This is a genomic window from Nonomuraea sp. B1E8 (assembly GCF_039871515.1).
Classification (GTDB): Bacteria; Actinomycetota; Actinomycetes; order Streptosporangiales; family Streptosporangiaceae; genus Nonomuraea.
In genome coordinates this window covers 15,642-34,421 of sequence record NZ_JBDPLS010000010.1, presented here as the reverse complement: position 1 = coordinate 34,421, position 18,780 = coordinate 15,642, and the positions used below count along the sequence as shown (strand labels likewise).

17 protein-coding genes are annotated in these 18,780 nt (G+C 70.3%); 9 read left to right on the top strand and 8 right to left on the bottom strand.

Going from position 1 to position 18,780, the window contains the following annotated elements; translation table 11 throughout:
* Positions 1-12: 12 nt before the first annotated feature.
* Together ABGA98_RS29640 and ABGA98_RS29635 are read right to left on the bottom strand one after the other, a co-directional pair.
* On the bottom strand, positions 13-1,362 hold the full coding sequence (locus tag ABGA98_RS29640; protein WP_347621698.1) for an extracellular solute-binding protein: 1,350 nt from the start codon (positions 1,360-1,362) through the stop codon (positions 13-15).
* A gap of 93 nt (positions 1,363-1,455) precedes the next feature.
* Positions 1,456-2,472, bottom strand: a complete 1,017-nt coding sequence (locus ABGA98_RS29635; protein ID WP_347621697.1) for a LacI family DNA-binding transcriptional regulator — start codon at positions 2,470-2,472, stop codon at positions 1,456-1,458.
* Positions 2,473-2,710: 238 nt separating this feature from the next.
* On the opposite strand from ABGA98_RS29635, the gene ABGA98_RS29630 reads away from it, so the two are divergent.
* Positions 2,711-5,983, top strand: coding sequence for a discoidin domain-containing protein (locus tag ABGA98_RS29630; protein ID WP_347621696.1), 3,273 nt, complete (start codon positions 2,711-2,713; stop codon positions 5,981-5,983).
* Positions 5,984-5,995: 12 nt separating this feature from the next.
* On the opposite strand, the gene ABGA98_RS29625 is transcribed toward ABGA98_RS29630, so the two are convergent.
* A complete protein-coding gene (locus tag ABGA98_RS29625; protein WP_347621695.1) occupies positions 5,996-6,871 on the bottom strand; it encodes a sugar kinase in 876 nt (291 codons plus the stop codon).
* A 191-nt stretch (positions 6,872-7,062) separates the two neighbouring features.
* Here ABGA98_RS29625 and ABGA98_RS29620 point away from each other — a divergent pair, with 191 nt between their 5' ends.
* The 4 genes from ABGA98_RS29620 to ABGA98_RS29605 all read left to right on the top strand — a co-directional run bounded on the left by ABGA98_RS29620 (position 7,063) and on the right by ABGA98_RS29605 (position 9,651).
* Positions 7,063-7,797, top strand: a complete 735-nt coding sequence (locus tag ABGA98_RS29620) for a hypothetical protein (RefSeq protein ID WP_347621694.1) — start codon at positions 7,063-7,065, stop codon at positions 7,795-7,797.
* Positions 7,798-7,938: 141 nt separating this feature from the next.
* Positions 7,939-8,643 (top strand): DUF4344 domain-containing metallopeptidase, encoded by a 705-nt coding sequence (locus tag ABGA98_RS29615; RefSeq protein WP_347621693.1) that lies wholly within the window; start codon positions 7,939-7,941, stop codon positions 8,641-8,643.
* Positions 8,644-8,660: 17 nt separating this feature from the next.
* On the top strand, positions 8,661-9,365 hold the full coding sequence (locus tag ABGA98_RS29610; protein ID WP_347621692.1) for a maleylpyruvate isomerase N-terminal domain-containing protein: 705 nt from the start codon (positions 8,661-8,663) through the stop codon (positions 9,363-9,365).
* Between the two features lie 31 nt (positions 9,366-9,396).
* Positions 9,397-9,651, top strand: coding sequence for a DUF6343 family protein (locus ABGA98_RS29605; protein WP_347621691.1), 255 nt, complete (start codon positions 9,397-9,399; stop codon positions 9,649-9,651).
* On the opposite strand, the gene ABGA98_RS29600 is transcribed toward ABGA98_RS29605, so the two are convergent.
* Together ABGA98_RS29600 and ABGA98_RS29595 are read right to left on the bottom strand one after the other, a co-directional pair.
* Positions 9,622-9,825, bottom strand: coding sequence for a DUF3040 domain-containing protein (locus tag ABGA98_RS29600; protein WP_347621690.1), 204 nt, complete (start codon positions 9,823-9,825; stop codon positions 9,622-9,624). The genes ABGA98_RS29605 and ABGA98_RS29600 overlap by 30 nt on opposite strands.
* 463 nt (positions 9,826-10,288) lie before the next feature.
* Complete coding sequence (locus ABGA98_RS29595) at positions 10,289-10,699, bottom strand: DUF6463 family protein (RefSeq protein ID WP_347621689.1); 411 nt, start codon at positions 10,697-10,699, stop codon at positions 10,289-10,291.
* Between the two features lie 222 nt (positions 10,700-10,921).
* On the opposite strand from ABGA98_RS29595, the gene recQ reads away from it, so the two are divergent.
* The gene (gene recQ, locus ABGA98_RS29590) at positions 10,922-12,730 is read left to right on the top strand and encodes a DNA helicase RecQ (protein ID WP_347621688.1); all 1,809 of its coding nucleotides are present in this window, start codon (positions 10,922-10,924) and stop codon (positions 12,728-12,730) included.
* Between the two features lie 446 nt (positions 12,731-13,176).
* Here the strand turns inward: recQ and ABGA98_RS29585 are convergent, their stop codons facing one another.
* Positions 13,177-13,782, bottom strand: coding sequence for a TIGR03086 family metal-binding protein (locus ABGA98_RS29585; protein WP_347621687.1), 606 nt, complete (start codon positions 13,780-13,782; stop codon positions 13,177-13,179).
* A gap of 95 nt (positions 13,783-13,877) precedes the next feature.
* On the opposite strand from ABGA98_RS29585, the gene ABGA98_RS29580 reads away from it, so the two are divergent.
* The 3 genes from ABGA98_RS29580 to ABGA98_RS29570 all read left to right on the top strand — a co-directional run bounded on the left by ABGA98_RS29580 (position 13,878) and on the right by ABGA98_RS29570 (position 16,127).
* On the top strand, positions 13,878-14,459 hold the full coding sequence (locus tag ABGA98_RS29580) for a hypothetical protein (protein ID WP_347621686.1): 582 nt from the start codon (positions 13,878-13,880) through the stop codon (positions 14,457-14,459).
* Between the two features lie 321 nt (positions 14,460-14,780).
* Positions 14,781-15,347, top strand: coding sequence for a TetR/AcrR family transcriptional regulator (locus ABGA98_RS29575; protein ID WP_347621685.1), 567 nt, complete (start codon positions 14,781-14,783; stop codon positions 15,345-15,347).
* A gap of 27 nt (positions 15,348-15,374) precedes the next feature.
* The gene (locus tag ABGA98_RS29570; RefSeq protein ID WP_347621684.1) at positions 15,375-16,127 is read left to right on the top strand and encodes a cupin domain-containing protein; all 753 of its coding nucleotides are present in this window, start codon (positions 15,375-15,377) and stop codon (positions 16,125-16,127) included.
* 6 nt (positions 16,128-16,133) lie between these two features.
* On the opposite strand, the gene ABGA98_RS29565 is transcribed toward ABGA98_RS29570, so the two are convergent.
* Both ABGA98_RS29565 and ABGA98_RS29560 read right to left on the bottom strand, forming a co-directional pair.
* Positions 16,134-17,894, bottom strand: coding sequence for an SUMF1/EgtB/PvdO family nonheme iron enzyme (locus tag ABGA98_RS29565; protein ID WP_347621683.1), 1,761 nt, complete (start codon positions 17,892-17,894; stop codon positions 16,134-16,136).
* A 10-nt stretch (positions 17,895-17,904) separates the two neighbouring features.
* A complete protein-coding gene (locus ABGA98_RS29560) occupies positions 17,905-18,780 on the bottom strand; it encodes a putative Ig domain-containing protein (RefSeq protein ID WP_347621682.1) in 876 nt (291 codons plus the stop codon).

The window sequence follows — 18,780 nt, the reverse complement described above, 5'->3', positions numbered from 1 at the left end:
ATTCCCACAGGGTCAGCCCTTGGCCGCCAGCAGGGAGTTCGCCTTGGTCTCGGCGTCGGCGAGGAGCTGGTCGATGCCGGCGTCCTCGCGGCTCAGCACGCCCGACATGGGCACGTCGAGGATGGCGTACAACTCCTGCGCGTGCACCGGCTCGGCCTTCGGCGGGATCGTGGCGGCGGCCCGCACGTACGGCTCGTAGTTCTCGACCGGCAGCGAGGCGTTCTTCACGCGGTCGGCCTGGATCGCCTTGCCGGTGGGCGAATCGCCGTAGACGTCGTTGTCCGGCACGCCGACCGGGTTGCCGAGGGCCTTGCCGCGGGCGAAGTCGAAGCGGCCCTTGCCGACGGTGTTGAAGCGGAAGTCGAGCCAGGCCAGGCCCGCCTTGGCCTCCTCAGGGGTGGCCTTCGGGTTGATCATGAAGGCTTCGCCGCCGCTGAGCGACGCCTTGGCCTCGGGGAATCCGGTGATGCCGTAGTCGGCGACGTTGCCCTTGAACTTGTTGACCACGTCGGTGACCACGTCGGGCGCGCCGAGCATCATGCCCACCTTGCCGCTGCCCATCGCCATCATCAGCGACTCCCAGCCGACCAGGAGCTTGTTGCCCATGCTGTCGTCCACCCAGCGCATGTCGTGCAGGGTCTGCAGCACGGCCCTGCCCTCAGGGGAGTTGAAGGCGGCCTTCGTGTTGTCGGGGGTCAGGATGTCGCCGCCGCGGCCGTAGATCGCCTGGGTGAAGTGCCAGCCTCCGGTGTTGCCGCCGGAGTATTCGCCGTAGCCGACGTAGCCCTGGCCGAGGGCGGCGATCTTCTTGGCCGCCTCGCGGACCTCGGCCCACGTCGTGGGCGGGCTGTTCGGGTCGAGCCCCGCCTTGGCGAACAGGGCGCGGTTGTAGACGAGGCCGACGCCGTAGTGCACGTTCGGCACGCCGTACACCTTGCCGTCCTTGGTGACCAGCTCGCGGACGTCGGGGCGCAGGTCGTTCCAGTTCTTGATCGTGCTGGTGTACGGGGTGATGTCGAGTGCCTGGCCCTTGCCGATGACGTCGGCGTAGTTGGTCACGGGAACCACGAAGACGGTCTCCATCTGGCCGCCCGCCATCTTGGGGCCGAACGTCTTGGGGTCGAAGCACGGCTGCTGGTCCGTGCTCTTGACCGTCACGCCGGGGTGGTTCTTCATGAACGTGGCCACGTCGTCGTCCCAGGCCTGCCGCTCCTTCGGCGCCGACTTGGCGGGCTGGCAGGCCACCGTGATCGTCACGGCCCCGGCGCCGCCGGCGGAAGGGGAGGCGGGCTCGCCCGAGCCGCAAGCCGTGGCCGCGAGCCCGAGCACGGTTACGAGCAGGAGTCCGGTGGATCTCTGCATGGTCTGACCCTTCTGATGCGAGGTGCCCACACCATAAGATCGCCCACCGAAGTCTGCAATATTTCGACGGACTATTGCAAGATAACGACTACGTCACGAACGGCCTCGCGTCAACGGCACCCCGCCGGGGGCGCGGGCCGTGGAGGCCCGCACCACCAGCTCGGGCTCGAAGAGCAGCTCGTCCGCGGGCACGACCGCCTTGTCGATCTGCGCGACCAGCAGGTCCACCGCGGCCCTGCCCATGGCGTCGATCGGCTGGCGGACCGTCGTCAGCGGCGGCTCGGTGCAGTTCATCAGCGCGGAGTCGTCGAAGCCGATGACCGAGATGTCCGCGGGCACGGCGAGCCCGGCGCGGCGGGCCGCCCTGATGGTGCCGAGCGCGAGCAGGTCGCTGGCGCAGACCACGCCGGTGACGCCGCGCCTGACCAGCCGGGCCGCGGCCGCGTGCCCGCCCTCCAGCGAGAACATCGTGTGCTCGACCAGCTCGGGATCGCATCCCTCCGACAGGAACGTCTCCAGCTTGCGCCGCGACGGCATGTGGTCCTTCGGCCCGAGCACCATGCCGATCCGCTCGTGGCCGAGCGCGCGCAGGTGGGCGACGGCCATCTCGGCGGCCACCACGTCGTCGCAGGACACCTGCGGGAAGTCGAGCCGGGCCACGGCCGCGTTCACCAGCACGGTGGGCAGCTTGCGCTCGTGCAGCAGCTCGTAGTGCCCGTGCGCGGCGTCGGCCTGCGCGTAGAGCCCGCCGGCGAAGACCACGCCGCTGACCTGCTGCTGGAGCAGCAGGTCGACGTAGTCGGCCTCGGAGACGCCGCCGACCGTGCGCGTGCACAACACCGAGGTGAAGCCCTGCTGGGCCAGGGCGCCGCCGACCACCTCGGCGAAGGCGGGGAAGATCGGATTCTGCAGCTCGGGGAGCACCAGGCCGACCAGCCGGGCCCGGTCGCCGCGCAGCTGGGTGGGGCGTTCGTAGCCGAGCACGTCGAGGGCGGTGAGCACCGCCTCGCGGGTCGCGTCGGACACCCCCGGCTTGCCGTTGAGCACGCGGCTCACGGTCGCCTCGCTCACCCCGACCTTCTTGGCCACCTCTGCGAGTCGTCGTGTCATGCGCAAACTATACGGCCTGGAACGCAAGCGCTTGCAACGGCTTACGTGAATCGAACGCTGTCGCTTGCAGCGCCTTGTTGGTGTTCTTCGACGGACAAGGGCTGTCCTGACCAGCAACGAGGGCCTGGAAGGCACCACGGGAGCCAGTCAATTCCTTGCGAAACATCGTCGAAATATTGCGGCTATCTGCTCGGCATCTTATGGTTCGGCCAACCGCCTGACCCGAAGGGCCACCCCCATGAGAGCACTCATCGCCGCCCTCACGTTACTCACCGGACTCCTCGCCGCCCCCGCGCACGCCGTGGCCGACACCGACCTCGCCGCCGGGAAGACCGCCACCGCCAGCAGCCACGCCGACGTCTACCGCGCCGCCAACGCGACCGACGGCGACCAGGCCACCTACTGGGAGTCGGCCAACCACGCCTTCCCGCAGTGGATCCAGGTCGACCTCGGCGCCGCCGCCGACGTCAGCAGGCTCGTGCTCAAGCTGCCCGCCGGCTGGCCCCGCCGCACCCAGACGCTGGCCGTCCAGGGCAGCGCCGACGGCACGACCTTCACCACGCTCGCCGGCTCGGCCACGTACACCTTCGAGCCCACCGCGACGATCGCCCTCACCGAGGCCAGGACCCGCTACGTCCGGCTGGCGTTCACCGCCAACACCGGCTGGCCGGCCGGGCAACTGTCCGAGTTCGAGATCTGGGGCACCCGCCCCGACGGGCCCGGCGACCCTGGCGACGGCGCCAACCTGGCCCTCGGAAAGCCCGTCGAGGGCTCCTCCCACACCCACACCTACGTCGCCGCCAACGCCAACGACGACGACCTGAGCACGTACTGGGAGGGCGCCGCCCACCCCGGCACGCTCACCGTGAAGCTCGGCGCCGACACCGACCTGCGCTCCGTCACGCTCAAGCTCGACCCCGCCCAGGCCTGGGCCAGGCGTACGCAGGCCATCCAGGTCCTCGGCCGCGCGCAGGGCGCCACCGGCTTCACCAGCCTCGTCCCCCAGGCCACCTACACCTTCGACCCGGCCACCGGGAACGCGGTCACCATCCCCGTGACCGGCAGGGCCGCCGACGTCCGGCTCACGATCACCGCCAACTCCGGCGCGCCCGGCGGCCAGATCGCCGAGTTCCAGATCTACGGCACGCCCGCGCCCAACCCCGACCTGACCGTGTCGGGCCTCACCTCCTCGCCCGCGTCGCCGGTCGAGACCGACGACGTCACGCTCTCGGCCACGGTAAGGAACGCCGGCACCGAACGCTCCGCCGCGACCACGGTGAACTTCTATGTGGGCGACGACAAGGCCGGCAGCGCCGACGTGGCCGCGCTCGCCGCGGGGGCGTCGGCCACCGTGTCCGCGGACGTCGGGACGCGTACGGCCGGCACCCACGAGCTGTCCGCCAGGGTGGACGAGGACGGCGAGGTCACCGAGCAGGACGAAACCAACAACGCCACGACCGGCACGCTGAGCGTGAAGCCCGCCGACACGGCCGACCTGGTCGCCTCCCCCGTCTCCTGGACGCCGGGCAACCCCTCCGCGGGCGCCACCGTGACGTTCACCGTGGCGATCAGGAACCAGGGCACGGTCGCCTCCAGCGGCGGCTCCCACGGCGTCACGCTCACCGTCGCCGACGACTCCGGCGACGTCATCAGGACGCTGACCGGCTCCGCGACCGGTGTGATCGCCCCCGGCGCCACCACCGCCCCGGTCAACCTCGGCACCTGGACCGCAGCTGACGGAAGGTACACCGTCAAGACCGTGCTCGCCGCCGACCCCGAGGAACTGCCGGTCCGGCGCGACAACAACACCAGCACGCTGCCGCTGTTCGTGGGCCGCGGCGCGAACATGCCGTACGACACCTACGAGGCCGAGGACGCCGTGCTCGGCGGCGGCGCCACCCGCGTCGGCCCGAGCAGGGAGATCGGCACGACCGCCGGCGAGGCGTCAGGGCGGCGCGCGGTGACGCTGGACAGGACCGGCGCCTACGTCGAGTTCACCACCAAGGCGCCGGCCAACACCCTCGTCACCCGCTTCTCCATCCCCGACGCCCCGGGCGGCGGCGGCATCGACTCGACGCTCAACGTCTACGTCGACGGCACGTTCCACAAGGCCATCGACCTGACCTCCCGCTACGCCTGGCTCTACGGTCCCGAGGCGAGTCCCGGCAACGATCCCGGTTCGGGCCCGCCCCGGCACATCTACGACGAGGCGAACCTGATGCTCGGCTCCACCGTGCCGGCGGGCAGCAAGATCAGGCTGCAGAAGGACGCGGCCAACGGCTCCACGTACGCGATCGACTTCGTGGACCTGGAGCAGGTGGCCCCGGTCGCCAACCCCGACCCGGGCACGTACGCCGTGCCGGCCGGGTTCTCCCACCAGGACGTGCAGAACGCGCTGGACCAGGCCCGCATGGACGCCGGCCTGGCCGGCGTCTACCTGCCCGCGGGCGACTACCAGACCTCCGGCAAGTTCCAGGTGTACGGCAAGGCGATCAGGATCGTCGGCGCCGGCCCGTGGTTCACCAGGTTCCACGCGCCCTCGGGGCAGTCCAACACCGACATCGGCTTCCGGGCCGACGCCACGGCCAACGGCACGACGTTCGCGAACTTCGCCTACTTCGGCAACTACACCTCGCGCATCGACGGCCCCGGCAAGGTGTTCGACTTCACGAACGTGGCGAACATGACGATCGACAACATCTGGGTCGAGCACCAGATCTGCATGTACTGGGGCTCCAACACCGACAACATGACGATCAGGAACTCGCGCATCCGCAACGTGTTCGCCGACGGCCTGAACATGACCAACGGCAGCACCGGCAACCACGTCACCAACGTCGAGACCCGGTCCACGGGCGACGACAGCTTCGCGCTGTTCTCCGCGACCGACAACAACGCGGGCGAGCAGCACGGCAACGTCTACGAGAACCTGACCTCGCTGCTCACGTGGCGGGCCGCGGGCGTGGCCGTCTACGGCGGCTACGGCAACACGTTCAGGAACATCCACGTGGCCGACACGCTGGTGTACTCCGGCGTCACGATCAGCTCACTGGACTTCGGCATCCCGATGCACGGGTTCGGGGCCGACCCGCCCACGGTCTTCGAGAACATCTCGCTGGTCAGGGCCGGCGGGCACTTCTGGGGACAGCAGACGTTCCCGGCGATGTGGCTGTTCTCCGCGTCCAAGAAGTTCCAGGGCATCCGCGTCAGCAACCTGGACATCGTGGACCCGACGTACAGCGGGATCATGTTCCAGACCGGCTACCAGGGTCCGGCGCCGCTCAACCCGATCGAGGACACGATCTTCACGAACGTGTCCATCAGCGGGGCGAAGAAGAGCGGTGACGCCTTCGACGCCAAGTCCGGGTTCGGCATCTGGGTGAACGAGCTGCCCGAACCCGGTCAGGGCCCGGCGGTCGGGTCGGCCACGTTCAACGGCCTGCGCTTCTCCGGCAACGCCCAGGACGTCAGGAACACGACCTCGACCTTCACCCTGGACATCGATCCGTGATGCGCCTTCCTGTCAGGTGAGGTCCGACCTGGTGGGCAGGCCCTGCCAGTCGCTCGCGCTGGTCACCGCGGCGGCGCTCAGCAGCGCCCCGCGGTGCAGGCGTTCCTGGGGGATGAGGCCGTCGAGCGCGGCGCTGATGTAACCGGCGGTGAAGGCCTCCCCCGCCCCTGACGTGTCCACGACGGGCACCTGCCAGCCGGGCACGTCGTACCGCATGCGGTCGGCCCGTACGCTCGCGCCCTTCGCCCCGCGGTCCACCACGACCTCGCGCTCGGGGGTGAGCGCGGGCTTGACCAGATCGAGCTCGTTCTGGCGGAGGAAGAGCAGGTGGGAGCGGCAGGCCAGCTCGCCGAGCACGTCCTCGGCCTCGCGTACGGACGCCCACAGGTCCGGGACGTACTCGACGGCGAAGGAGATCATCACGTCGGCGTTCCTGGCGGCGTTCACGGCGACCCGCACGGCCTCGAGCGTTTCCCTGCCGAGGCCGGCCGTCAGGCCGGTGACGTGCAGCATCTTGGCCGCGGCGATCCGGTCGATGGGCACGTTGCCCGGCGCCAGCCGCGAGCCCGCCGAGCCGGCGCGGTACTGAGCCGCCCTCGGGTCCCGGCCGACGCGCGTCTCCCTGAGGAGCAGCCCTGTGCGCAGCCCCTCGGACACGCGCATGTCCAGCACGTCCACGCCCTCGCCCTTGAGCACGGTGAGCGCCCTGGCGCCCAGCTCGTCGTCGCCCACCTTGCCGAGGTACGCGGGCCGGTGCCCGAGCCGGGCCAGGGCGATCGCCAGGGTGAACTCGGGCCCGCAGACGTCCAGCCTGGCCTCGCTCTCGTGGCGTACGCGGCCGCTGGAGACGACGCCCAGCGGCTCGCCCAGGGTGTAGACGTCGGTCATGACCTCAAACTGTAGTGGCTCAAGTCACCCAAACAGACTTTTTTCCCGCATAAGTGCAGGTTAAAGCGTGATCAAAAATTTTCTCGAAACTTGGGCCAACCTTTTCCCGAACGAGTGCCTCTAAGCAGTAGAGGAGCCGGCACCCCGGGCCGGTTCTGGAAGTCAATACGGGGAGAGGAATCAGCACCCTCATGAAGAAGATCACAGCAGGCCTCATTTCCGCCGTCGCCGGCGGCACCATGCTCGTGTCCGGCGCGGGTGTGGCGTCGGCCACCACCTACGACACCGAGCTTCGGATCCGCGACATCTCGCCGAACCCCGTCGTGGTCAAGGGCAACTCCGAGACCAAGGCGTACTTCGACGTCGGCGCCAGCCGCGACGTCGAGAAGGTCGTGCTCAGCGTGGAGCCGGCAAGCTCCAAGTTCCGCACCATGCGCACCAAGGGCGTCGACGACCTCGAGGGCTGGCGCTACGCCATCGCCTTCAACAAGAACGACCCCGAGGGCAAGTGGAAGGCCACGGCCGTCGCCTACGACGAGGACGGCAGCCGGATCGCCACCGACTCCGCGTACTTCTACGTGGACGTCCGCGAGGGCCGGGCCGACACCCGGATCACCCGGTTCAACGCGTCCCCGTACAAGGTGCGCAAGGGCCGGTCGATCTACTTCTCCGGCAAGCTCCAGGCCGACGACGGCCGGTGGGAGGGCGTCCGCGGCGAGCGGGTCAGCATCTACCACCGCGCCAGCGGCTCCAGCGCCTGGAAGTGGGTCGACTCCGCCAGGACCGGGCGGCACGGCAAGTTCTACGGCAAGGTTCGCGCCTACCGCAGCGGCAGCTTCAAGGCCGTCTACCGCGGTGACCGCGAGCTCCAGCCGACCACGAGCCGCACGGACTACGTGCGGGTCTACCGCGGCTGGCACTGGTAGTTCAACCATCTGAGGCCCGGTCCCCTGTCGGGGGACCGGGCCTCAGGCTTTCCGGATTCGTGCACGATCCGAGGTTTATCGATCACGCGAATGTTGCATGGACTACCCCATTGCGTTGATCGACCCCGAAGGAGCCGCCGGATGCCGCATCCCGTGATCGCCCTCGTCCTGAGCATGACGAGCACGCTCGGGACGGCCCCTCCATCCGAAGTGTCCGTACGCTACGACCCCGCCGGCTCGCCGCGCGCCGAGCAGGCCAGGAAGCTCCTGAAGGACAGCGGCGCGCTGAAGACCGAGATCCGGGTCCCCCAGCCCGTCAAGGTCGTCGCCAAGGACTGCGGCTCTCCCACGGCCATCTGGGATCACGCCGAGCGCCGCATCACGATCTGCTACCAGCTGGTCGACAAGGTGCGTACGACGATGAAGGGCATCGCGGAGACCGAGGAGGTCGACGCGAAAGCCGCGGCCGCCCGCATGGACGGCGCGCTGAGCATGCTCTTCCACCACCAGCTCGGCCACGCCCTGACCACGCTCAACGGCATGCCGGACAACGAAGGCCAGGCCGACCAGTTCGCGGCGCTCACGCTCGCGGCCGACGCGCCCAAGCGCGTGGTGTCCGCCGCCGAGGCCCGCCACCTGCTGGCCGGGCACACCGACGTCGACCACCTGTCGGGCCTGACCCAGTCGGCCACGTTCGCCTGCCTGTTGTACGGCTCCGACCCCGCCAGGCACGCCGAGATCGCCAGGGGCGGCTGGGTCCCCGCCGAGCGGGCGCCCTCCTGCGCCGGCGAATACGCCCGTGTCAAGACGGCCCTCGGCTCCATGGCGGTGAAAGCCGGCACCTGACGGGTAGCGTCCGGGGTATGGCTCACGACCTGCTCAAGGATTACGACCCGTTCGACATCCTCGACGCCGAGGCGGCCCGGCTCGACCGGTTCTTCTCGGGGCTCGACGAGGCCGGCTGGTCGAGTCCCTCGCGCTGCGACGGCTGGTCCGTCCGCGACGTGCTGGGCCACCTGGCGGGCGAGGAGCTGTACAACCACGCATGCCTCGACGGGACCGTCCAGGACCTGCTGACCCGCCTGTCCGCGGAAGGCGTGAGCGGCTACAACGACTTCAACGAGTGGTCCGTGCGCAGGCGCCGGGAGCTGCCCGTCGGAGAGGTCCTGGAGGAGTGGCGGGTCAAGAACGGCGAGACGCGCCGGCGCATGCGGGAGCTCGGCCCCGACGCCCCGCTCGACACGATGGCCGGCCATTACCCCAACGGCCTGCAGGCCTTCCACTACGACTCCGAGTACGCCACCCACGCCGACGACGTCGGCGCCCCCGTGCCCGCCGGCGAGGCCGAGGGCAGGACAGCGTGGCGGGTCGCCGTGGGGCGGTTCGTGCTGGTGGAGCAGGAGGCCGAGGTGCAGGTCGAGCAGGCGGCCGGGCAGATCCGGGCGTCCGTGGACGGAGTCGCCGCGACGTTGTCGCCCGCGCAGTTCGTCGAGGCCACGGTGGGCCGGCTGCCCGCCTCGATCGGCGTCGACCCGCGCGTCGTCGCGGCGCTGAGATGCCTGGCCTGAGCCCTTCGAGCCGCTGGGAGGAGATGGGGTCATGTGGTTGCGCGACCGCTCAGGAACGGAGCCGGTGACCGCGCGCAGCCCGCTGCGCGCCCGGCGGATCCTGTCGTGGGTGGCACTCGTGGTCGCCGTCGTGGCAGGGGTGTTCTTCCTCGTACGCGCCATGAGCACGGGCGAGGAGGTCTGGCGCTGGGAGGCCGCGATCGCCGCCGCGGTGGCCGTCGTCGCCGCCGTCGACCTGGTGGTGCTGCGCCGCCGGTCAGGTAGCCAACACGGCGACCAGCAGTGACACGATCACCACGGCGGCGGCGAGGTAGATCATCCAGGCGCGGGGCACCCGCCTGCGCACGCCGCGGGCGTCCTTGTTGATCTCGGCGACGCGCCTGGCGAGCTCGGGGTCCTCCTGCTCAAGGGCACCCTCGATCTCGGCGAGGATGCGGCGCTCCCTTGGGGAGAGACTCATCGCGATCACCTCACACCGGTGACCACCTCTTACCCGCCGTGGGGGCGGACATGCCACCCGTCCGGGTGCGGGGCGTTCTCATTCCGGTACCTCCGGAGCGAGCTCTTCCGCTCGCCGAGCAGCCGTTCGACCACAGCCTGGCCGATACCGCGTCCGCCACCGGTTACTACATAGGAATGTCCCATGACACAACGCTATTAGCCGTTCACACATATAGGACAATGCAATTCCCGGCGACGTGACCTTTATCACGAATTGCCGCCACATGAAGGAATGGGCGCGTCGTCCGCTGTACGACTGATCGGGCACTCGCGATCATCCAGACCGCCGGGTAGGGCGTGCTCTATTACGCGTTCCGGGCATTCACCCGCCGGGGAGGTCGCCCTCGTCAGGCCCGCCTGCGCAGCGCATCGACCGGTTGCGAAGTCATCGCGGCAGACGACGTCGACCGTGGCGGCCGGCCCTACGACGGGAGCCTGCTCGCGGAGGCCGGCCGCCTGGCGGTGAGACTCGCCGCGATCAGCAGTCCGGCGGGAATGAGCCCGCCGAGGAACCCGCTCGGCCCGATCAGGAAGACGGCCAGCGCCACCCACCCGAGCATCGCCCAGCCCACGTATGCCGGGACCCGCTGACCCTGTCTCCCCATCCGCGACACCAGCAGCCCCAGCAGCACGAGGACCACGACGAACCCGCCAGGAAGGGCCCAGAACGTCGTCAGCGATTCGGTGCTTCCCGTCCGGTTGCGCAGGTCACCGGCGAACCAGCTCGACCAGGGGGCAAGGCCGGCGAACACGGCGGTGTGCAGCGCCGCGATGAGGATCATGGTGTGGCCGGCCCAGACGGTGAGCCGGCTCGGGGGCGTGTCAGTGCTCATGACAGCCATCCTCACCGGGCCGTAACCTGGGACACTCCCCTGCGGGAGTGATCCGCGTCCCCCGCTCCGGGGAGGAGCCGCGACGACCGTGCCACGGGATCACGTGACTCACCGTGGAGCGAGCCGACCGGCGCGAGCGTGCCGGCGAGGCACCCGCCTGATCTTCCGATCGCCGTCGGCGAACTCACGAAAAGCCGTCCCCCGAACACGTAAGGTAGCCGCATGGATACACCCCTCGAGGTCCTCCACCGCGTGTTCGGCTACGACTCGTTCAGGGCGGGTCAGCAAGAGATCATCGACCATGTCGTGACCGGCGGCGACGCGCTCGTCCTCATGCCCACCGGCGGCGGCAAGTCACTGTGCTATCAGATCCCCGCCCTGGTGCGACGCGGTGTGGGGGTGGTCGTCTCGCCCCTCATCGCGCTGATGCAGGACCAGGTCGACGCACTGCGGGCGCTCGGCGTGCGGGCGGGGTTCCTCAACTCGACACAGGATTTCGACGAGCGCCGGCTGGTGGAGTCGGAGTTCCTGGCGGGCGAGCTCGACCTGCTCTATCTCGCCCCCGAGCGGCTGCGCGTCGATGCCACGCTGCGGCTGCTGGCCAAGGGTGACATCTCGATCTTCGCCATCGACGAGGCCCACTGCGTGGCGCAGTGGGGTCACGACTTCCGCCCCGACTACCTCGAGCTGTCCAAGCTGCGCGAGTCCTGGCCCGACGTGCCGCGCATCGCCCTGACCGCCACCGCCACCCCGGCCACCCGCACCGAGATCTCCGCCAGGCTCGGTCTCGACGAGGCCCGCCACTTCGTCGCCGGCTTCGACCGGCCCAACATCCACTACCGCATCCTCCCCAAGAGCGAGCCCAAGCGGCAGCTGCTCGACTTCCTGCGCACCGAGCATCCGGGCGACTCGGGCATCGTCTACTGCCTGTCCCGCTCCTCGGCGGAGAAGATCGCCGAGTTCCTGGCCGCCAACGGGATCGCCGCGGTGCCCTACCACGCGGGTCTCGACGCCCGCACGCGCGCCGCCCACCAGGCCCGCTTCCTGCGCGAAGACGGGCTGGTCGTGGTGGCCACGATCGCGTTCGGAATGGGCATCGACAAGCCCGACGTGCGCTTCGTCGCCCACCTCGACCTGCCCAAGTCGGTGGAGGGCTACTACCAGGAGACCGGGCGAGCCGGGCGCGACGGCCTGCCCGCCACCGCGTGGATGGCCTACGGCCTGCAGGATGTGGTGCAACACCGGCGGATGGCCATGGAGGGCGACGAAGCACACCGCCGCCGCCAGGTGCACCACCTCGACGCCATGCTCGCGCTCTGCGAGACCGTGGGCTGCCGGCGGATGATGTTGCTCGACTACTTCGGCCAGAAGAGCTCGGAGCCCTGCGGCAACTGCGACACCTGCCAGACGCCGCCCGAGTCGTGGGACGGCACGACCGCGGCCCAGAAGGTGCTCTCCACCGTGTGGCGGCTCGACAAGGAGCGGCGCCAGAAGTTCGGCGTGGGGCAGACGGTCGACATCCTGCTCGGCAAGAAGACCGCCAAGGTGCTCCAGCACGGCCACGAGACGCTGACGGTGTTCGGAGTGGGGGCCGATCTGGGCAACGCGGAGTGGCACGGGGTCGTGCGGCAACTGCTGGCCCAGGGGCTGCTGGCGGTGGAGCCCAACCACGGCGCGCTGGTGCTCACCGACGGCAGCGCGGAGGTGCTCAGGGGGCGGCGCGAGGTGCCGCTGCGCCGCGACACGCTACGCCCGGCCCGCGCCAGGACCGCGCCGGCGAAGGCCCAGGTCGCGGCCGAGCTGCCCGAGGAGGCGGCGCCGGTCTTCGAACGCCTGCGCGCCTGGCGCGCCGCCGCCGCCAAGGAGCAGGGGGTGCCCGCCTACGTCATCTTCCACGACGCGACGCTGCGCGAGATCGCCACCCGATCGCCGTCCTCGCTGGCGGAGCTGAGCCAGGTCAACGGCGTGGGCGAGAACAAACTGGCCAAATACGGCGAGCAGGTGCTGGCCACGTTGCACGAGGATCCCTGACGCCCGGCCATCGGGATCGGGTGGCGGCGACCAGCCGGGTCGGGTGGTGGCGACGGCCGCACGAAGAACGGTCGTCGCCACCACGTTGCTCGGCCCTGGCCGCGGCGATCCGCCGGGTCGCCGCGCCGACCGGGCCGGACGGATATCCGCCCCCCTATGACACGGAATGCCCCGTGTGATGGTCCGGTGGTGACCGGTGGCCACTTACGATCTTCCCACCGTATCGGATGGATCGTTGGGGGTTCGCGGAGAGTCATGTCCGGGTGACTGCTCTGTACAGCACGATCGTACGGCGTTTTGTGTGGTTTTGGTGGGATGGGCGGCGCTCGATTGCCTCGGGTGGCGCCCACGACGCTTCCCTCTCTAAGGGGCCGTTCCACGCGGAACACCCGAGATCTCCCGTTCATGGACGAAAGCACGCCGCGCCCGCATGTCCATGGCCGGGGTCATGTCCCCAGGTGTGCGCGCCAGTCCGGGTCGCGGCCCAGGAAGGCGAGCAGATGGTCCTGCGCGGGCGCCTGGCGCGGAACGACCACGCGCGCGGCGAACCTGCCCGGGCGGTCCGCGGGCGTGACGAACACCCTTGCCAGCTCCAGCAGTTCCTCGGCCATCGCGGGCGGGATCGGGCGGTGCTCCCCGCACGACCTGGCCACGTCCCAGCCGTGCACGGCGATCTCGATGGCGCCGACCGCGGCCACCATCGGGCTCGACACATGCCATCCGCCGATGGAGACGGGCTCGTCGGCCAGCAGGGCCGTCCAGAGGCCGAGCACCGCAGTCGCGTCGTCCCTGAGGAGCAGGGCCGGATTGACGGCCGCCGGCCGGGGAGCGGCGGCCCCGCAGAGCTCGACGGCACGGGACGCCGCCGCCTCGTTGAGGCTCCGCAGCGAGTCGTCGACGTGGTCGAGCAGCCGCTGCAGGCTCCAGCCGGAGCAGGGTGTGCCCCGGCAGAGCACGTCCGGCGTGACGACCCGCAGGCTACCCACGGCGTACTCGATCGCCCGCTCCAGCAGCGCCACACCGGCGGCCAGTGCCCGATTCTGCTCTCCCATCATCGCCTCCTCGGACAGGAAGACCCGGCCACGGCGGGAAATTCATCGCAACCTTCCGGGCCGATCAGAAGTAGACAGGGTGAGGAGGTTCGATCATGAGGTGGCTGACATGCGGGGCGGCCGTGCTGGCGGCGGTCGTCCTGGCCGGATGTTCGACCGCGGCGCCCGCTTCCGGCCCCGCCCCGAGCGGCGTGGCGAGCACGACCCCGGGCGGCGTGCCGACCGGGGTGGCGAGCGCGACCCCGGGCGGCGTGCCGACCGGCGTGACGACCCCGGCCCCGAGCGGCGCCGTGAGCACGCCCCCGGGCACCGGCCGGAGCGGCGGGTGTAAGGACGCCGTGGCGCCGCCGGACGGAGGGTTCCCCGAGGTCCAGGGCACGGCTCAGGACGCGGAGCTGTGGGGGCTGCTCTTCGTGAAGAGGACCCCGATCCGCCATGGCGACGAAATCAAGATCGTGTGGCGGATGACCGGTGAGGGGCCGCTGCGCGTCAAGGCCACGCTGCCCGGCGGCGCCGCCGCCACGCTCGTCTGGGGGCCCGAGGAGCACGGCGGATCCACCTGGCGGCGGCCCGGTCAGGAGTGGGGCACCGGGTTCGTGTTCCCCGAGCCGGGATGCTGGAAGATCGAGCTGACCCGTACGCGGGGCTCGGGGCACGTCTGGCTGGCCGTGGACTGACTCCGCGCCACTCCGGGGCCGGGGCCGGGAGGGTCAGGTCTGGGGCAGGGCGCGGTCGATGAAGGTCGTGACGTCGTCCAGGACCTCGTCCTTGTTGGTCTCGTTGAACACCTCGCCGCCACCGTACGGCTGCTCGCCGAGCACGGCGCCGACGTCGCGTTCACCTACGTCAGCTCCGACAAGCAGGCGCAGGCCGTCGCCGACGAGGTACGCGACAAGCGCGCGCCCCGTGCCGGCGGCGGGTGAACCTTGACGAACAGCCGAACGCAGGCGATCCAGCGGCCTTGCGAGATTGTACCTATTAGTATGTACACTATCCGGGTGAGCACCAGGGAACGACTCGTCGAGAGCACGCGCGAGCTGCTATGGGAACGCGGCTACGTCGGCACCAGCCCGAAAGCCATCCAGCAGCGCGCCGGTGCCGGTCAGGGCAGCATGTACCACCACTTCACCGGCAAAGAAGAGCTCGCACTCGCCGCCATCCGCCGCACCGCCGACGAACTGCGCGCCGCCGCCGACGCGCAACTGTCCGCCCCCGGCACGGCCGTCGAACGCATCTCGGCGTACCTGCGCCGCGAGCGCGACGTGCTACGAAGCTGCCCCATCGGCAGACTCACCCAGGACCCCGACGTCATGGCCGCTCCCGCCCTTCGAGCGCCGGTCGAGGAGACGTTCGCCTGGCTGCGCGCCCGCCTGGCCGAGGTTGTGGCCGAGGGCCTGAACCGCGCGGAACTGGACCGGAACCTGGACCCGGCCGCCACCGCGTCCGCGATCGTCGCGGCACTGCAGGGCGGATACGTCCTGGCCCGCGCCGCCGGTACCACAGAACCCTTCGACCAGGCGGTCGCAGGCATCCTGGCACTCATCGGCGCCCACACCGTCAAGTAGCCACCGCGGAAAGAGGACCACGCCACCATGCGCATATCCCGAGGGCCCGCCACCAGCGTCGCCGCTCCGTCCCGATGGATCACCGGCGACGCTCGGGTCGAGGCGGTCACCACACCTGACGCAGGGGCGACCCCCCAGATCGACAGCGTCCACTTCGCGCCCGGCGCCCGCACCGTGTGGCACCGCCACCCGCTCGGACAAGTGCTCATCGTCACCGCCGGCACCGGGCGCGTGCAGCGCCGCGGCGGCCCCGTCGAAACCATCCACGCCGGCGATACCGTGCACATCGAACCCGGCGAATGGCACTGGCACGGCGCCACCCCGACCGCCGCCATGACCCACCTGGCCATCGAACCGATCCCGCACGACGGCACCGGCACCGAGGCCGGATCTCCGGTCACCGACAGCGAGTACCACTGCGGCGGCGCCGACGAAAGCGAGGACATCCCGCCGGTCAACCGCACAGTACTGCTCGACCAACCCCTGGCGACGCCTCAGCACACCCACCGGGTCGAGATCCGGCGCATCACCATCGCGCCCGGCCACGCCGGCGGCCTGCACATCCACAACGGCCCGGTGTTCGGCAGCATCGAGACCGGTTCGGTCGTCTACCAGATCGAGGGCGAACCGGCGTCCGTGCTCCGCGCCGGGGATGCGTTCTACGAGCCCAAGGGCGTCCGGATCGCACGGTTCGACGCGCAGGACGAGGGTGTGACGTTCCTCGGGTACTTCCTGCTCGACACCGGCGAGAAACCCGAGATCGAGTTCCCCGACCTCTAATGGGAGCTACTGAGGATGCTCTTGGGGCAGACTCGGTGCCTGATAGCCGACTGGTGAGTGAGCACTCCCGGCCTCCGGACCATGCCATGAGACCGGCCTTTCCTCGTACGAGATGTCCGCGGCACACCGGAATCCCACCGACTCGCTCTTGTAGTCGATCTCCGCCGCCCTCTGCGCCGACACGGCGCCGAAGGCGGCGACCGGGTCGCTCCAGCCGCCGCCGCAGACGGCGCGGGTCTCGGCGTCCCGGCCCTTGGCCTGGGTCGCCCGGCTGTGGGAGACCCATTCGCTGACGTTGCCGGCCAGGTCCGCGACGCCGTACGGCGACCGGCCGTCGTACTGTCCCCCGGCGAAGGTGGTGACCGGGCTGGTGGTGCGGAAGTCGTTGGACGGGTACCGGTGGTGGTTGCACAGGTCTTCCTGCCACACGTCCCCCCACGGGTAGGTCCGGTCGTCCTTGTCGCCCCGTGCGGCCTTCTCCCATTCCAACGGTCGAGGCAGTCTCTTTCCCGCCCACAACGCGTAGCACAGCGCGTCCCGCCACGTGATCTGCACGACCGGATGATCGGGCATGGTGGCGCAGGCGGCGAGCAGGTCCGGGGGCGCGGGGTAGTTGGTGGCTTCGACGAACTCCGCGTACGCCTGGTTCGTCACGGGCGTGATGTCGATGTCGAACCCGGGGACGAACACGTTGCGCGGCGGGTCGTCGAGCGGGGCCAGCATCCTCAGGTTCTGCGTGCCGGCGTCGATGCCGGCCGCCATCAGCGCCTGCCGGGCCTGGTTCTCGCTCAGCCCGTGGACGAAGACGCCCGGCGGCACCCGCACCATGCCCTCGCGCGGCGGGGTGGCGTACCGCTCGTACATCTGGCTCTCGCACACCGGGCAGGTGGTCGCCGGCTCACCTGCCACGTACCCACATGACCGGCAGAAGGCGTGCTCGGCTTCCCGGGCGAGCACGTCGGCGCGCAGGTCGGCGGCGCCGAGCACCGCCTTCACGTCACAGGCCGCCGGGCGCTCAGCCGGTGACGGGGCGAGCATCCGGCACACGAGGTCGAGGACGTGCGCCGGGGCGGTGGGCTGGGCGGCGGTGAGGTCGCTGCGGAGGTGGGCGAGGGCGGCCCGCTCGCGCGGGTACCGCCCGGTCAGGCACTCGTGGAGGATGACGCCCAGCGCGTAGATGTCGTCACCGGGGTCGTCCAGCAACGGATCGGCGCGGCGCTGCGGCGACCAGTAGTCCACGACCCCCGCGGTCAGCTCGGTGGCGTGCTGGGCTCTGACGAGCCCCCAGTCGATGAGCTGGATCTCGTTGCCCGAGGTGAGCAGGATGTTGTTCGGCTTGAGATCGCGATGGCGCACGTCGCGTTCGTGGGCGTACGCGATCGCCGAGGCGATCTGGGCGCCCATCCGGACGGTCTGGCTGAGCGACTGCCGGCCTTGCCTGGTCAGGTCGCCCAGCGGCGGTCCGTCGACGTAGGACAGGTAGAGCACCGGTCCGAGGTCGTCGAGTCTGCGCAGCGCGTAATGCGCGCGTGCGATGTGCGCCTCCGGTGGGGCGCCGCCGAGCCGGTGGACCCAGATCTGGCATTCCTGGAAGAACGCCTCCAGCACCGCCTCACCGGCCCTGGCCAGCACCTCGTCTTTGATGCGTTTGACGACCTTCATTCCTCCGAAACCGTCCTCGCACACGCCGACCTCGGCGAACCCGCCGTGGCGCACCTCCACCACGGTCTCGCCGCTGGGGAACTCCATGCCCGTCACCAGGCCCATACGTCACCTCTCACTCCCTGAACCTTCTGATGGCCCTTGTCAGCAGGCCCTCTCGTGGCCCCGACCCCGGAGTGCCCAGCAGCAGGGTCAGCATGGTGAGGGCGAAGAGCAGGTATCCGATCCACGTCACGATCGTCACCAGCCAGTCGAGCACCTGCCAGAACAGCGAGTCCGGCGCCTCCTTCACCACGAGCCGGACCTGCTGGCGAGCGGTCGCGCCGCCGGCGTCGGTCAGGGTCACGGTGAAGGTGAAGGTGCCGGCGGTAGGGCGGCCGGCGAGGATCCCGTCGGGTGCCAGCTGGAGCCCGTCGGGCAGCGCGCTGCCGCTCCACCGGTACGGCGGGCGCCCGCCGCCGGCGGTGAACGTGTAGGTGTACAACCGGCCGGCCACCGCGCCGTCGAGCAGCGTCACCGGACCGATGACGCGGGGCGGGAGCGGCTCGACGGCTCCCGCCCCGGACGGACGGACGCTCAGGCCGAGCTCCCGCACCTCGGAGAGCCGGCCGGAGCCGTCACTGACCCGTACGCTCACGCTGCTCGTCTGCTTACGGGCCGGTGTTCCCTCGATGACCCCGTCCGTACTCAGCCGCAGCCCGGCGGGCAACGTGCCGCCGACCGCCCGCCAGGTGTACTCGCCGTCGCCCCCTTCCACGGCGAGGGTCAGCCGGTACGGACGTCCCACGATGGCCTCCGGCGCCGAGCGGGTCGTGATGCTGGGCGCGACGTCCGGCTGCCCGCTGCCGCTGATGGCGCTGACCACGCTGAGCACGATCGTCACGACCATCAGCGTGGCGATGATGGTGAGCAGCATGTCGACGAAGCGAAGCTCGACGGGGTGTTCGGTGCCCGGCGTGCGCCGCCGGACGAATACCGGTGTCGTGGTCAT

Bases quoted from the DNA above. Each gene is read 5' to 3' on its own strand.
- ABGA98_RS29640 (WP_347621698.1), bottom strand. From the start codon at position 1,362: ATGCAGAGATCCACCGGACTCCTGCTCGTAACCGTGCTCGGGCTCGCG.
- ABGA98_RS29635 (WP_347621697.1), bottom strand. From the start codon at position 2,472: ATGACACGACGACTCGCAGAGGTGGCCAAGAAGGTCGGGGTGAGCGAG.
- ABGA98_RS29630 (WP_347621696.1), top strand. From the start codon at position 2,711: ATGAGAGCACTCATCGCCGCCCTCACGTTACTCACCGGACTCCTCGCC.
- ABGA98_RS29625 (WP_347621695.1), bottom strand. From the start codon at position 6,871: ATGACCGACGTCTACACCCTGGGCGAGCCGCTGGGCGTCGTCTCCAGC.
- ABGA98_RS29620 (WP_347621694.1), top strand. From the start codon at position 7,063: ATGAAGAAGATCACAGCAGGCCTCATTTCCGCCGTCGCCGGCGGCACC.
- ABGA98_RS29615 (WP_347621693.1), top strand. From the start codon at position 7,939: ATGCCGCATCCCGTGATCGCCCTCGTCCTGAGCATGACGAGCACGCTC.
- ABGA98_RS29610 (WP_347621692.1), top strand. From the start codon at position 8,661: ATGGCTCACGACCTGCTCAAGGATTACGACCCGTTCGACATCCTCGAC.
- ABGA98_RS29605 (WP_347621691.1), top strand. From the start codon at position 9,397: ATGTGGTTGCGCGACCGCTCAGGAACGGAGCCGGTGACCGCGCGCAGC.
- ABGA98_RS29600 (WP_347621690.1), bottom strand. From the start codon at position 9,825: ATGAGTCTCTCCCCAAGGGAGCGCCGCATCCTCGCCGAGATCGAGGGT.
- ABGA98_RS29595 (WP_347621689.1), bottom strand. From the start codon at position 10,699: ATGAGCACTGACACGCCCCCGAGCCGGCTCACCGTCTGGGCCGGCCAC.
- recQ (WP_347621688.1), top strand. From the start codon at position 10,922: ATGGATACACCCCTCGAGGTCCTCCACCGCGTGTTCGGCTACGACTCG.
- ABGA98_RS29585 (WP_347621687.1), bottom strand. From the start codon at position 13,782: ATGGGAGAGCAGAATCGGGCACTGGCCGCCGGTGTGGCGCTGCTGGAG.
- ABGA98_RS29580 (WP_347621686.1), top strand. From the start codon at position 13,878: ATGAGGTGGCTGACATGCGGGGCGGCCGTGCTGGCGGCGGTCGTCCTG.
- ABGA98_RS29570 (WP_347621684.1), top strand. From the start codon at position 15,375: ATGCGCATATCCCGAGGGCCCGCCACCAGCGTCGCCGCTCCGTCCCGA.
- ABGA98_RS29565 (WP_347621683.1), bottom strand. From the start codon at position 17,894: ATGGGCCTGGTGACGGGCATGGAGTTCCCCAGCGGCGAGACCGTGGTG.
- ABGA98_RS29560 (WP_347621682.1), bottom strand. From the start codon at position 18,780: ATGACCACGACACCGGTATTCGTCCGGCGGCGCACGCCGGGCACCGAA.